Annotated in this window: 10 protein-coding genes and 1 pseudogene; 8 read left to right on the forward strand and 3 right to left on the reverse strand. The window is 56.9% G+C overall.

What is annotated here, in order from left to right; all coding sequences use genetic code 11:
• Positions 1-68 precede the first annotated feature (68 nt).
• The 6 genes from GTU67_RS06805 to GTU67_RS06830 are packed head-to-tail and all read left to right on the forward strand — an operon-like array spanning position 69 to position 6,249.
• On the forward strand, positions 69-1,085 hold the full coding sequence (locus GTU67_RS06805) for an ABC transporter permease (RefSeq protein WP_185779353.1): 1,017 nt from the start codon (positions 69-71) through the stop codon (positions 1,083-1,085).
• Entirely contained in the window at positions 1,082-1,972 is an 891-nt protein-coding gene (locus GTU67_RS06810; protein WP_185779354.1) for an ABC transporter permease, read from the forward strand. Before GTU67_RS06805 ends, GTU67_RS06810 begins: the two co-directional genes overlap by 4 nt.
• Complete coding sequence (locus tag GTU67_RS06815) at positions 1,969-3,801, forward strand: ABC transporter ATP-binding protein (RefSeq protein ID WP_185779355.1); 1,833 nt, start codon at positions 1,969-1,971, stop codon at positions 3,799-3,801. The genes GTU67_RS06810 and GTU67_RS06815 overlap by 4 nt, the downstream gene beginning before the upstream one ends.
• Positions 3,802-5,127 (forward strand): Rieske 2Fe-2S domain-containing protein, encoded by a 1,326-nt coding sequence (locus GTU67_RS06820; protein ID WP_185779356.1) that lies wholly within the window; start codon positions 3,802-3,804, stop codon positions 5,125-5,127.
• Positions 5,128-5,130: 3 nt separating this feature from the next.
• Positions 5,131-5,616 carry an aromatic-ring-hydroxylating dioxygenase subunit beta gene (locus GTU67_RS06825; RefSeq protein ID WP_249417623.1) on the forward strand — a complete coding sequence of 162 codons (486 nt, stop codon included), beginning with the start codon at positions 5,131-5,133 and terminating at the stop codon, positions 5,614-5,616.
• Complete coding sequence (locus GTU67_RS06830) at positions 5,617-6,249, forward strand: flavin reductase family protein (RefSeq protein WP_185779358.1); 633 nt, start codon at positions 5,617-5,619, stop codon at positions 6,247-6,249.
• A 201-nt stretch (positions 6,250-6,450) separates the two neighbouring features.
• Here GTU67_RS06830 and GTU67_RS06835 read toward each other — a convergent pair.
• Together GTU67_RS06835 and GTU67_RS06840 are read right to left on the reverse strand one after the other, a co-directional pair.
• Positions 6,451-7,627, reverse strand: a pseudogene (locus tag GTU67_RS06835) (ABC transporter substrate-binding protein).
• 44 nt (positions 7,628-7,671) lie between these two features.
• Positions 7,672-8,937: a flavin-dependent oxidoreductase gene (locus GTU67_RS06840; RefSeq protein WP_185779359.1), complete on the reverse strand. Its 1,266-nt coding sequence runs from the start codon at positions 8,935-8,937 to the stop codon at positions 7,672-7,674.
• A 181-nt stretch (positions 8,938-9,118) separates the two neighbouring features.
• On the opposite strand from GTU67_RS06840, the gene GTU67_RS06845 reads away from it, so the two are divergent.
• Together GTU67_RS06845 and GTU67_RS06850 are read left to right on the forward strand one after the other, a co-directional pair.
• Entirely contained in the window at positions 9,119-10,165 is a 1,047-nt protein-coding gene (locus GTU67_RS06845) for an efflux RND transporter periplasmic adaptor subunit (RefSeq protein WP_185779360.1), read from the forward strand.
• A complete protein-coding gene (locus GTU67_RS06850) occupies positions 10,162-13,221 on the forward strand; it encodes an efflux RND transporter permease subunit (protein WP_185779361.1) in 3,060 nt (1,019 codons plus the stop codon). Before GTU67_RS06845 ends, GTU67_RS06850 begins: the two co-directional genes overlap by 4 nt.
• On the opposite strand, the gene GTU67_RS06855 is transcribed toward GTU67_RS06850, so the two are convergent.
• Positions 13,202-14,197, reverse strand: a complete 996-nt coding sequence (locus tag GTU67_RS06855) for an AraC family transcriptional regulator (RefSeq protein ID WP_185779362.1) — start codon at positions 14,195-14,197, stop codon at positions 13,202-13,204. The genes GTU67_RS06850 and GTU67_RS06855 overlap by 20 nt on opposite strands.
• Positions 14,198-14,238: the final 41 nt, after the last annotated feature.

Genomic DNA, 14,238 nt, shown 5'->3' on the forward strand with positions numbered 1-14,238 from the left:
TTGAGTTTATAGGGGCGGCACGGCGCTGCCGCCCACATTCAAACGCTCTGCACTGCGGCAGGTATTACATGTCATCTGGAATTGTTTTCTTGCTGATGCGAAAGCTCGGCGTGGTTGTTCTGACGTCTATTGTTTTGTCGATAGTCGTATTTATTGTCCTTCGCATGATTCCGGCTGATCCGCTCGGGATGCTGCTGCCGCCATCGGCAACCGAGGCGGATGCCCAGGCGTTACGCAAGGCGTTGGGGCTCGATGGCTCGATAGCGCAGCAGTACCTGGTATGGCTGGGTCAGGCCCTGCAAGGGAACCTCGGCGACTCGATTTTCTTTCGCGAATCGGTAATGCAGTTACTGGCGGAGGCCTTGCCGCCAACACTCGAACTGGTGCTTATCAGCTTGCTGATGGCACTTGCCATTTCCATACCCGGGGGTGTCTTGCTTTACAAGCTCGAGGGCCGCAGGGGTGAGGTGCTTGCCGACTTTGTTTTAGTGCTGCTCCTGTCAATTCCGTCGTTCTTGTGGGGCATCATTCTCATTGTTTTGTTTGGCGTTCTGTATCCGGTGTTGCCGTTTATGGGCCGACTCAGCGCTGACTTCGATGTTGATGGCTCGGGCGGCTTTCTGTTGATCAGTTTGCTGGCCAGTGGTCAATGGTCGGCATGGGTAGACGCGGTGTCACACTTGCTTTTGCCGGCGTTGGCATTGGCCTTGTCGTTCAGTCCAATCATTATCCGCGTGTTGCGTTCAAGTCTTATTGACACCGCAACCGAACAGTACGTAATGGTGGCCCGTTTGCGCGGGCAGTCCGAGTGGCGTGTGCTTGTGCATCACATGCTAAAGAATGCGGCCTTGCCGACCCTGACCCTTATTGGTGTGCAGTTCGGCTTCCTCTTTGGCGGTACGTTGCTCATCGAGGTGATTTTTTCCTTCCCCGGTATTGGCAATCTGATGGTCCAGGCTATCAAGAATCACGATCTCCCGCTCATTCAGGGCGTTGCGCTGGTGTTTTGCCTCATGGTGCTGGTGGTCAATTTTTGCATCGATGGGCTCTACGCCGTCCTTAACCCCAGGCTTCGAAACTCATGAGTACGTTAATTGCAAATACGCCGCGCATCGGCGCGATGCGGGGCATGCTGGCGCATCCCAAAGTATTGGTTGGTGGCTTTTTGGTGCTGATATTTTTGTTGGTGGCCATGTTCGCCCCATGGCTGGCGCCAAACGACCCCAATGCACAAGACCTGTTGGCCACACTGTTGCCGCCCATGTGGCAAGAAGGAGGTCTCGCGCAGTATCCGTTGGGTACCGATGCATTGGGGCGCTGCGTGTTGTCTAGATTGATTTACGGTAGTCGTCTGGCCTTGCTTGTAGCGGTTGTGGCCGCGACGGGCGCGATGTTGCTGGGTACGGTGCTGGCGATTGTCGCGGGGTATCTTGGCGGTTGGTTCGACCGGGTTACCAGCGCTGTGGTTGTGCTGTGGATGGCGTTCCCGCCTGTTGTTTTTTCAATGATGTTGATGGTGGGGCTGGGTACCGGGATTGTGAATGTCATTCTGGCCGTCGTTTTAGTCGATTGGACCCGCTTCTTTCGTGTGGTGCGCGCCGAAGTTCTGGTGGCCCGTCATCGTGAGTATGTTTACGCAGCCCGCTTACTAGGCTTCCCGCATCTTCGCATTATGTTGTCTGAGGTCTTGCCCGGTGTCGCGCCACTCATTATTACGCTGTTTAGTTTGCAGATGGGCGTCGCCATTATTGTCGAGGCCATCCTGAGTTTTGTCGGGCTGTCGGTTCCGTCCGACGTTGTGGCGTGGGGGGTGATGTTGGCAGATGGTCGAGACCAGATCTATCAAGCGGGCTGGAATCTGCTGGCGCCGGTATGCGGCATTATTTTTGCGGTATTGGGCTTTAACTTGCTAAGTGACGGGCTGCGTATCGTTCTTGATCCACGTCTGAAAAAGCGCGGGAGTGACGCATGACAACAGTGCTCGAATTTAATAATGTTTCTGTCAACGTCAGGGTGTCCGGGAAGGAAGTCGCTCTTTTGCGCAATGTGACTTTCAGCGTCGCACAGGGAAAGATTCTTGGTTTGGTCGGGGAGTCGGGCGCGGGCAAAAGCATGGTGGGGCGTGTGCTGTCGGGCATGTTGCCCAGTAATTTGCGATTTGCCGGCGGCGAAGTCCGCTTTCACGGCGAAACCCTGACCGGGCGAGCCGCGCGCTCGTACCTTGGGCGTCGAATTGCATTTATTCCGCAAGAGCCGTTGTCGGCACTTAACCCGGTATTGACAGTGCGACAACAGATGTTTGAGCATTTAAAGCACCTGGGGGTGGCTCGTCGTGACTGGCAGGCGTACAGCGTTGCCCGGTTGAATGAAGTCGGCTTGCCTGATCCGGAGAACATGTTGCAACGTTATCCGCATCAGCTGTCTGGTGGGCAATGTCAGCGCATCCTCATCGCCATGGCGTTCTCCGGTGATCCCGAACTTATTGTCGCTGACGAGCCAACTACCGCACTTGATGTCGTGACTCAGGCGCAAATTATTCGGGTGTTGCGCGAGGTTCAGCGTCGCCATAATACCGCCGTCATTCTGGTGACGCACGACTTGCGCATGGCGGCACATGTCTGTGACGAGGTGGCAGTGATGTATGCCGGCGATGTGGTCGAGCGGGGCCCTGCGCGTGAAGTGCTGGCATCTCCATTTCATCCGTATGCATGGTCTCTGAAGAATGCAACGCCAGGTCTTGAAGGGCCGCAGTATGTGTTGCCTGCACTGGCTGACTTGATGCCCGGTCTTAAAGACATGGCTGAACTTGAGGGCTGCCGATTTGCACGTCGTTGCCCGACGCGTGACGACGTGTGCGCCCGCACGGTACCCAAGCTCGAGCCGGTCGCTCACGGTCATTATGTGGCTTGCGCAGGCGCTTGTCGCAGCGATGTCGGTCAACGACAGCCCGAGCCTCATGTGTTGTTAAAAACAGCCAGTACTGCCGGCAGGCCCCTGTTGGAGTTTCGTGATGTGGCTCGCGTTTACCATGGTCAGGGGCGTGCCAAAGGGCGTGAGTTCCATGCGCTACGTCCGTTGTCTTTGGCGATCTACCCGGGTGAGTTGGTGGGTATTGTCGGGGAAAGCGGCAGCGGAAAAAGTACGGCGGCGCGCATTATGGTCGGTTTGGTTGAGGCGTCGGCAGGTGATGTCAGGGTCAACGGTGTGTCACGTCGAGACGCCAACAGTGCCGAGCAGGCCGAAATGCGACGGCTGGTCCAGATGGTCTTTCAAGACCCGGACTCCGCATTGAACCCGCGTCGCACGGTTGAAAGGCTGGTGACGCAGGTTCTGGATCTGCAGCCGGACGTTACGCCGGAAACGCGACGAGAGGTGGCTGAGCGCTTGATGGGTCAGGTGGGTATCGCCAAAGATGCCTTGAACAGGTTCTCGTCACAACTGTCCGGCGGTCAGAAGCAGCGCGTGAATATTGCGAGAGCCCTTTGCGTCACGCCTCAGTTGCTGGTTGCAGACGAAATTGTTTCGGGCCTTGATGTTTCAGTTCAGGCGCTGATCATGAATCTGTTGCTCACGCTGAATCGGGAGCTGGGTATCGCTGTCGTGTTGATTTCCCATGACCTGTCAGTCATTCGTTACCTGTGTACGCGCGTGCTGGTCATGCGCGAAGGGTACGTGGTCGAGCAGGGGGATACCGAATCCGTTTTTAGTCATCCGCAGCATCCTTACACCCGCACGTTATTGGCATCGGTCCCGCCAGACGATGCCAATGCTGTCTGGCCCCGCGAAGTAGAGGTGGTTTAAATGAAAAGCAGTAACTACAGGGAAAACGTCGAGGCCGTTCAGGGCTTGTTTCAGAACGGACGCGTCCATCGTGATGCCTACATCAGCGATGAAATTTTCGATATTGAAATGGAACGCCTTTTTGGCCGGGCGTGGCTTTATGTCGGGCACGAAAGTCAAGTGCCCAGCACCGGTGATTACATCACCACAACCCTGGCAGGTACGCCTGTCATCATGATCCGGGATGCCGACGAAACGGTCAGGGTTGTGGTTAATCGTTGTGCCCATAAGGGTGCTCAGCTTGTGTTTGAGGACAAAGGCAACGCAGGGCGAATGTTGCGTTGCCCGTATCACGCCTGGAGTTATAAGTTCAACGGGGCGTTGCTCGCTGTTTCATTGAAATCAGGCTATGAAAATACCGGGTTCCGGGAAAGCGAGGCCTCGAACGGGCTGACCGTGCCTGGCGGGGTCGAGGTTTATCGGGGGTTTGTGTTTGCGCGTCTTAGTCAAACGGGCCAGTCGTTTGTCGATTATTTCGGAGACGTGCTGTCGGCGCTTGATAATATGGCCGATCGTTCGCCGACGGGCCGATTGCGGGTCGGTAAAAGTTGCATTCGTTCTGTTATCCGTTGCAACTGGAAAATGTATCTCGAGAATATCAACGATACGGTGCATCCGATATCTACACACGAGTCTGCATCGGCCACGGCACGAAGCGTTGGCGAACATTTTGCCCAGACCGACCCGACAGCCCTCGAGCAGCTTCTGCCGTTTGGCTCTGGCTACGACTTCTACACCAAAATGGGTGCACGGACGTTGCCCAATGGGCACAGCATATTGGGGACGCGTTTCAGTATCCATAGCGAGTACTCAGACGTGCCGGGATACAAAGATCAGTTGGCGGCAGCGCACGGCCCCGAGCGCGCTGCCGAAGTATTGCAATACGCGCCGCAAAATGTGGTGTTTTACCCGAGCCTTGCCACCAAGGGTTCGCCTCAGGTAATTCGTGTCCTCAGGCCATTGGCTGTCAACTTGACCCAGCTTGAGGTGTGGGCGTTTCAGCCAGAGGGCGCACCGGATACGATGCTTAAACGTGGGGAAACCTATAGTCGTCTGGTCTTCTCACCCATGAGTGTCGTGGCGCATGACGACGTTCATCTATTCGAAAGCCAGCAGCGTGCATTGGCTTCTGCGGGGAATCCTTGGGTAAATTTGCAGCGCCAGGCGCGTGCCGATGAGCCCGAAAATTCTGATCAAAGTTTTGACGATGGTAACAACGAACTGGTGATGCGCAACCAGTATGTGGCTTGGCGCAGCTTGATGACCACACCTGTGACTGGAGAGTAAGTGATGCAAACCCTGGATATTCAGTCGCAATTGGTGGCTTTTGTGTATGCAGAGAGTCGCATGCTTGATGAGGGGAGGTACCGCGATTGGTACGATCTGTTCGCGGATGATGGCGTGTATTGGGTCCCGACCCGGCCCGAGCACACCGAACGAGATGCGCAGGTTGCCATTGCGTTAGAGAACAAAATGTTATTGGCGTTGCGGGTCGAGCGTCTTTCGCACCCGCGCGCGTTTTCTTTGCAACCAAAAGTGCGTTGTATGCATGTAATGCAGCAACCCGAGGTACTGTGTGCGGATGCTGATGGCGGGTTGTCGAAGTTGAGCACTCAATTGGTCTATATGGAGCACCAGGCCGGGCGGCAGATTGTGCTGGGTGCTCGTGCGTTTTATACGCTCAGACCGGCGGGGGCTAGCTTCCAGATTGTCGAAAAACGCGTGGAACTGTTAAATTCAGACGATTTTCTTCCTGCCATTCAACTGTTTATATAAATGAAAGTATTTCAAAACGACGACATGACGACGCTGCTGGCGTCGGAAATCGACCCCAGTATGGGGTACAAAATGGTGTCCGGGCTGGTGGTGCCGCGGCCTGTGGCATGGGTCAGCTCGCAAAGCGCCGAAGGTGTCGTTAATGTGGCGCCGTTCAGTTCTTTTAATTATGTGGCGCATAGCCCACCCATGCTGGCAGTCAACATTGCGCTGCAAGACGACGGCACGCTTAAAGATTCGGCGCGTAATATTCGCGATACCGGCGAATTTGTGGTCAATATTACGCCCACTGCGGCCCTCGACCTGATGAACCAAAGCAGTGCCGAATACCCGGCCCATGTCAGCGAGGCCGAGGTGCTTGATATTCCGTTGCTGCCCAGTCGGTTGGTCAAGCCGCCGCGGGTGGCAGTGTCGCCCGCACAAATGGAATGCCGCTTGTCGCAAGTGGTGCCTTTGGGTACCGGCATCAACACTTTGTATATTGCCGAAATCGTTGCCTTCCACGTCGACAAAAATGTGTTCGACGGGCGTCACATTGATAGCGTCGCGATGGACCCTGTTGCCCGTCTGGGCGGGCCGTTCTATGCGTCGCTGGGCGAAATTCACAAACGGCCGCGTCCCAAGGCGGTGTAAATACCTTCACCCGTTACCATGGGCCTCGTTTTGGCTTTGCGTCGGGTACCCTGCCATGGGCCAAAAAAAACCTGCAACGTTGCCGTTGCAGGTTTTTTTGCGTGGGTTGGGCAGTTGCTTTGCGGGTAGACGCCCAAGTGCCCTGATGACAGCGCTACTACCGTTCAACTGCCGGGCCCGGCCCGGCAGTTGAACGGGTAATCAGGGCTGTTTGCCTGGGTCTTTGAAGTTGGGGATGACGTCGAACTCTACGTTCTGCAGCAAGCCGTCGATTTTCTTTACTTCGCGAATGTAAACGTTCTGAATGATGTCGCGGGTTTCAGGGTCGATGGAGATCGGGCCGCGAGGGCTTTCCCAAGCCATGCCCTTGGCGCTGGCCAAGAAGGTATCGCCGTCTGATTTGCCACCGGTTTTCTTCAGTGTTTCGTAGATCAGGTGCATGCCGTCGTAGCCGCCAACCGTCAGGAACGTGGGGCGCTGGTTCGGGTACATGGCTTTGTACTTCTGTTTGAATTCTCGGTTGACGTCAGAGTCGTGCGCCTCGGAATAGGTGAAGGACGTTTTCAACCCAATCGCGGCGTCACCGGTCGCGGCAATCAGGTCTTCGGTGGTGATGTCGCCGGTTGATATCAGTTCGATGCCTTCTTTATCTAGACCGCGTTCGCGGTAGCCCTTGATAAATGCAACGCCTTGTTCACCCGCAGGCACAAACAGAAAGACGGCGTCAGGTTTTGCATCTTTGACACGCTGAAGGAACGGGGAAAAGTCGGGGCTTTGCACGGGCATGCGAATTTGCGCCGCAATATTGCCTCCGTTTTCGGTAAAGGTTTTGACAAACTGTTTTTCAGAATCGTGCCCGGGCCCGTAGTCAGACACCAGGGTAATGACATTTTTTATGCCGTTTTTGGCAGCCCACATGGCCATGGGGGCCGTAAATTGGCCCATGGTGGATGCGGTGCGCACAATGTAGGGCGACTTGGTTGTAATGGACGACGTTGCTGCGTTCATGACCACCATAAGCGTTTTTGTGCTTTCAGACAGGGGGGGCTACAGCAAACGCTGCAGGCGTAAAGCCAAAGCCAGCCAAAATATTGACTTTTTCGTTAACTAACAGCTCTTGTGCTGCCCGCTGGCTGACAGCTGGTGCAATGCCGGTGTCGTCGCGCAATAGAAGCTCGACTTTGCGGCCAGCGACGGTGTCGCCGTGTACGTTCATGTACAGTTTGACGCCGTCGAGAATTTGCTTGCCCAACGTCGAAAATGGACCCGATAAAGGCAGGATCAGGCCGATTTTCAGGTCTTCGGCATGTGCTTGCCCGGCGCCGATGAGGCCGCAGGCCAGGGCCAGGGTGCTCAGTGCTTTCTTGAAAGGTTTCATGGTTTGTCTCCTTGGTTTATTTTGATTTGGTAATGCTTGCGGGCTTATGCTGCTGAACTGGTTACAGGTTTCTTTTGAAGGTCTTCGACTTTGAAGCCAGCGACGCTTTTGTAGCGGTTCGAAATGGCCTGCAATTCTTCACGACTGATAATGTCGTTAATGTCTTTGAAGGGCTTTCCGCCTGTGCGGTCGTGCACTTCTTTAAGAATGGTGTCGGGCGGTGCACTGCGGTTGAACAAGACCACATCGGTCGTGGCTTTGTTACGGATGCGGTCGTACACCGTTAACGCGCCTTCGTTAATGCCGTATTTTTTGAATTGCTCGATCAGGCAGGGGGCGTCGAGAATGGCTTGCCCGGCACCGTTCGAACCCCGCGGCAGCATGGGGTGAGCGGCATCGCCCAGTAGGGTTATACGCCCGAAGCTCCAGCGTGGCAGCGGGTCCTGGTCGACCATGGGGTATTCAAGAATAGTTTCGGTTTTGGCAATCATGCCCGAAATATCCAGCCAGTCGTGGTGGCGCTCTTCGAAGTACGAAAAGAAGTCTTCAAGGCGTCCGGCGCGCGTCCAGTCGCGAACGACAGGGCGGTCGGATACCGTTTCGGCTACCCAGTTGATGAGTTGGTTGCCCTCGGCATCGATATTGTTCCGGATGGGGTAAATCACCATCTTGCCCACGTCGAGCCAGCCGGCGCGAACCATGCTGGCTTCGCTTAAAAAGGGCTTCATGGGGGTGACGCCACGCCACATATTAATGCCCGAGAACCGGGGCTCGCGTTCATTGGGGTAAAACTGCTTGCGGATGGCGGAGTGGATGCCGTCGCAGCCTACGAGTACAGACGCCTTGACTTCGTAGGGTTTGCCGTTGCTGTCGACAAAAGTGGCGGTAACGCCGTTGTCGTCCTGGGTGACGCCGGTGCATTTACGGTCGAGCACAATGGCGTCGTCGCCAAGGCGCTGCTTTACCGCATCGATCAGCACAAATTGCAGGTCGCCGCGATGAATCGAAAACTGAGGCCAGGCATAGCCTGCGTCCAGGCCTGCCGGTTCGCTGTAAACAAACGACCCGTGGTGGTCAAAGAAAATGGATTCTTTGGTTTTAACGCCTACCTTTTCCAGCTCGGGCACCAGGCCCAGGCGGTCGAGCACACTGACGGCGTGGGGCAATACATTAATGCCAGCGCCCAGGGGTTTAATTTCGGGCACGGCCTCGTACAGGCGGCACGAAATGCCGGCGGCATGTAAATTAAGGGCAAGGTTCAGGCCACCAATACCGGCGCCGACAATCAGGATTTCACATTCTTTTGACATGGTTTTGCTAGGTTCCTTTGGGGCTGAAGCAGACATCTGTCTATTTAAAGTCATGCCAAGTCATTATGGAAATTTGAATATCTAATGAATTAATTAGTATTGTTTATTTATTTAAAATTTGCCCTGCATCGAGTCGCGTACATACGGTACGATTCGGTTCAGTTCAGAATTGGGGTTTTTCATGCGTTTTTGGGTAGCGGGCCTGGCGGTGTTGGCATTGTCCCTGTCGGGGTGTGGCGAGGGCCGGGATACGGCCGCTGCACCGCCGGCACCCTATGTCAAAACATGGGCATTGCAGGCGGCCGAGGCGTCGTCGTATAGCTTGTCCGGCGTGGTACGTGCGCGTGTCGAGTCGCCGTTGGCGTTTCAGGTGCCGGGCCGCATCGTGGTGCGTGCCGTCGATGCCGGGCAAACTGTAAAAAAAGGGGTGTCGCTGTTTCAGCTCGACACCCGTGACCTCGACGAGCAGTATCGCGAAGCTCAGGCAGGCGTGGCCGCTGCCCGTGCAGCGCAGCGTATTGCACAAGACGACCTGACCCGGCATCGGCAGTTGCTGGCCGGTAATGCCGTCAGCCGTCAGGCGGCCGACCAGGCCGAGCTTGTGCTGCAAGAAGCACAGGCCCGGTTGCAAGGGGCATTGGCGCGCCAGACGCAGGCAAAAAATGCGCTCGAGTATGCGCGCCTGCTGGCGCCGGCCGATGGCGTATTGATTGACGTGACGGGTGATGTCGGGCAAGTGGTGGCGGCAGGCCAGACGGTGGCCTTGCTGGCGCATGCCGGCGAACGCGAGATTGAAGTTTATTTTCCGCAGGGCGAGGTGCCGCCCCGGCAGGGGGAGCTAACCCTGAATGGGCAGGCCGTTTCGGTGCAGTTGCGCGAATCCGCAGGTGCGGTCGATGCGCAAAGCCGTACCTTGCGGGCCCGATACGCCCTGCCGGCACTGGCGCCGGCATTGCAGTTGGGCAGCGTCCAGCGGCTGGCGTTTTCGTCTGACGATGCCGGGGCCAACACGTTCAGGGTACCCGTAGGCGCCCTGAACGAGCGGGGCGATGGCCCCCGTGTCTGGCAGCTTAAAGACGGCACCGTCACGCCTGTTCAAGTCACCTTGTTAAGGCTCGATACCGAAACTGCCCTGATACGTGCCGAGCTTCAGGCCGGGGACACTATTGTGGCCCTGGGCGCCCATTTGCTGGCCGATGGCATGGCTGTGCGGGAACATGGCAAATGAGTTTCCCCAATCTGTCGGCACTGGCGGTTAAAGAGCGTGCAATCACCCTGTTTTTTTTGATTTTGGCGGTTATTGCCGGCATTTACGCGTTCATGGCGCTTGGGCGCGCCGAAGACCCACCGTTTACGGTACGTGCTTTGGTGGTGTCGGCATATTGGCCGGGGGCAACGCCCGAAGAAATGCAGCAACAGGTGGCCGACCGCCTTGAAAAGCGTCTGCAGGAAGTCCCCAGCCTATACAAGATCGAGACCTCGGTGCGTCCGGGGCAGGTCAGTTTGCAGGTCGAGTTTTTCGACCACACCCCGAAAGCGCAAGTGCCTGACCTGTTCTACGAAGTACGAAAGCGCATGCAAGAAGAGGCCGTCAGTTTGCCGGCCGGCGTTATGGGGCCAATCGTCAACGACGACTTCGCCGATGTTTACTTCAGCCTGGTGGCCCTTACGGCCCCGGGCCTGCCTATGCGCGAACTGACCCGAGACGCCGAAGCCTTGCGCGACCGCATCCGCATGGTGCCCGGCGTGCGCAAGGCACTTATTCTTGGGGAACGGTCCGAGCGTGTGTTTGTTGAGTTTGACCCTGTACGCCTGAATAATCTGGGCATCTCGCCGCAGGCGGTGTTTCAGGCCATTGATGCCCATAACCGGTTGTTGCCTGCGGGCCGCCTTGAAACCGAGGGACCGCGGGTTTACTTGCGGCTCGATACTGATCTTTCTGATCTGGATGAGCTGTCGTCCGTGCCGTTGCGCATTGGCGATCGTCTGATTCGCCTGTCCGATATTGCAACAGTCACGCCGGGGTATGAAGACCCGCCGGGCTATTTGGTCCGGTCACGCGGTAACGATGCCATGCTGGTCGGTGTGGTCATGGAAAGTGGCGTGAATGGTCTTGAGCTGGGTGAGCGGTTGTCTCGGTTCATCGCCAAAGAGCGTGAGACGCTGCCCTTGGGTATGAACATCGAAGTGCTGACCAACCAGGCCGAGGCCATTGCCGGGGCGGTGAGCCTGTTTCAGGTCAAGTTTTTTGTCGCGATTGCCGTCGTGGTGGCGGTCAGCATGTTGGCTATTGGGGTGAAGGCCGGATTAATTGTAGGGGTTGCCGTACCGCTGACACTGGGCATTACGTTTCTGATCATGCTGCTGATGAACATCAACCTCGATCGCGTTACGCTGGGCGCGCTGATATTGGCTTTGGGGTTGCTGGTCGATGACGCCATTATTGCGGTCGAGATGATGCTGGTCAAAATGGAGGCCGGCTGGGACCGTGTGCGTGCGGCGGCACATGCCTGGAATGTGACGGCGGCGCCAATGCTGTTTGGCACCTTGGTGACCGTCGCGGGGTTTATCCCGGTGGGGTTTGCACAATCGGCGGTGGGCGAGTACACCGGCAATATTTTCTGGGTGTTGGGTATTGCGCTGGTGGTGTCGTGGTTGGTGGCGGTGGTGTTTGTGCCTTACCTGGGCGTTAAATTGTTGCCCGACATGCCGGCGCATCATGGTGGCACGGCCGCGTACCAAACGCCGGGTTATCGTCGTTTGCGCGCGTGGGTGACGTGGTGCGTAGTGCACCGGAAAACAGTTGTTTTTGCCACGGTGGGGTTGCTGGTGGTGGCCATTGTGGGCATGGCCACCGTGGTGCAGAAGCAGTTCTTTCCGGCGTCCGATCGGCCGGAAGTGCTGGTGAGCGTTTATTTGCCGCAGGGGTCCAGTATGACGACAACCGACACGACGGTGAGCAAAATCGAGGCTTTGCTTGCCCCCGACGACGATATCCGCAGTTTGTCGGCCTACATTGGCGCCGGGGCGCCGCGGTTCTTTATTTCTGCCAGCCCCGAAATGCCTAACCCTGCTTTCGCCAAACTGATAGCCGTCACACACGATGCCAAGGCACGTGACCGGGTGATCACACGTCTGCAGCAGGCCATCGCCAGCGGGGCATTCCCCGAAGCCCGCGTGCGTGTGACCGGTCTGTTGTATGGGCCGCCTGTGGTGTGGCCGGTGGCTTTTCGGGTTGTCGGGCCCGACCCGCAGGTGTTGCGTGATATTGGTCACGCGGTACGCCGGCATATGCAAGCGAATCCTCACATTCTCGATGCCCACCTCGAGTGGGACGAGCGTGCGCCGCAATTGCATTTGTCGATGGACAATGCCCGTTTGCGGCTGCTGGGGTTGACGCCGCTCGAGGTATCGCAACAGTTGCAGTTTCAGCTCGATGGCCTGGTCATCAGTCAGCTACGCCAAAATATCCGCACTGTCGATGTGGTGGCCCGCATGCAACGGCCCTGGCTTGACGACACGCAGGCACAAGCCGACGCCCTGGGCCAGATCGAAATCCTGACCCCTGAAGGCCGTAAAGTGCCCTTTGCCCAGCTGGGCCAGGTTGAAACCCGCTTCGAAGAACCCTTGATCAAACGCTATAACCGGCAGCGTTCCCTCATGGTGCAGGCCGATGTTCAGGGGGCGCAGCCCAATGATGTCAGTGCGTCGATCTGGCGGGCGCTGGCGCCGGTGCGCGACACATTGCCCCCGGGGTATGCGTTGCAAATGGCCGGCACAATCGAAGAATCGGGCAAGGGCGAGTCTTCTATTCAAAAGTTGCAGCCGGTTATGTTTGCCGCCATGCTGGTGTTCATCATGCTGCAAATGCGTTCTTTTTCAGGGACATTCATGGTGGTGGCCACCGCCCCGTTGGGCCTGATTGGCGCCGTATTGGCCTTGTTGCTGTTCAACCAGCCGTTTGGTTTTGTGGCCTTGTTGGGCCTGACCGGGCTGGCCGGTATCTTGATGCGCAACACCCTCATCCTGACACAGCAGGTTGCCGACAATTTTGAAGCCGGTATGACGGCTTTGGAAGGCGTAGTTGAGGCGGCCGTGCAGCGCGCGCGGCCGGTGGTGCTGACGGCCCTGGCTGCTGTGCTGGCGTTTGTGCCGCTGACCCTGGACACCTTTTGGGGGCCGCTGGCGTTTGTGCTTATTGGCGGTGTGGCCGTGGGGACAGCCATTACCCTGCTGTTTGTGCCGGCGCTTTACGGTTTATGGTTCAGGATACGTGCCGCTTGAGCGTGGCCGACGGTAGCTCGCCAAAGCGTTGCTGGTAGTCGGCCGAGAACTGGCCCAGGTGCGTAAACCCCCAATGCAACGCCACTTGCGTGACGTTGGTGTGGGTAGTGGGGTGTTGGAGGTCGGCACGGACGCGGTCAAGCCGAACCGATTTAAGTAACCGTATGGGCGACGTATTGCGATATTTGCGGAACCCGGCAAACAGGCTGCGGATACTGACCCCGACATGCTCGGCGATGTCGCCGGCGGTAAGCGGCAGGTGGGCGTGATGTTGGATGTAGTCTTCGGCGCGTTTTATAAACCCCGGAGCGACAATGGCGGGGTCGAAGGCATGCTGCTGGTTATGCGACAAACTGCTTAATAACGAAACCATCAGGGTTTCTTCGAAACGGGCGGCAATCAGCGGCTGGTTGAAGAGGTCGCCTTCAGAGGCTTCGAGCAATTGCCAGTCGAGCAAGCGCTTGAGGGATTGTGTGACCGGTGTATTTAGCGGAATGGCCGGGTCAAAATTTAAAGCTCCGCGCACCCCTTGCCCGTAATACTGGGCGCATTGCTGTTCGAAGGCGTTGCGCTCTACCCGGATGAACAGTTTTTCGGCGTGACGTTCGTGCCGCATGCGAAATTCGAGATCGGGGCTGATGATGGTGGCGAGACTGGGGTTTGACTGCACCGATTGCCGGTTGCATTCGATGGTTTCTTGCCCGGCAACCGGGATTTGTATCAGGAAAAAATCGTTCAGCTTGCCCGGCTCGATGTCGACGGTGGCACCATACAGCATGCGGCCGTAGCTAACGCGTTTGCCGGGGCGAAAGTGTATTTGGGTATTAAGCGCCTGTGATTTTCCCACCACTTTCAGGTCGTGGTCGCAAAAAATACGGCTGACCTGATGCCTGACTTCTTCGGCATCGTGCGATGTGAATTTTGGGAAACGACTAAACAAATGGCTGCGCGACTGCGCGTTGGATGCCGCCTGCATGTGCATTTTCCTTCGGCGCCCGGGCAGGCCTGAAGCCGGAA

The sequence above is a fragment of the Pusillimonas minor genome (assembly GCF_014237865.1).
Classification (GTDB): Bacteria; Pseudomonadota; Gammaproteobacteria; order Burkholderiales; family Burkholderiaceae_B; genus Neopusillimonas; species Neopusillimonas minor.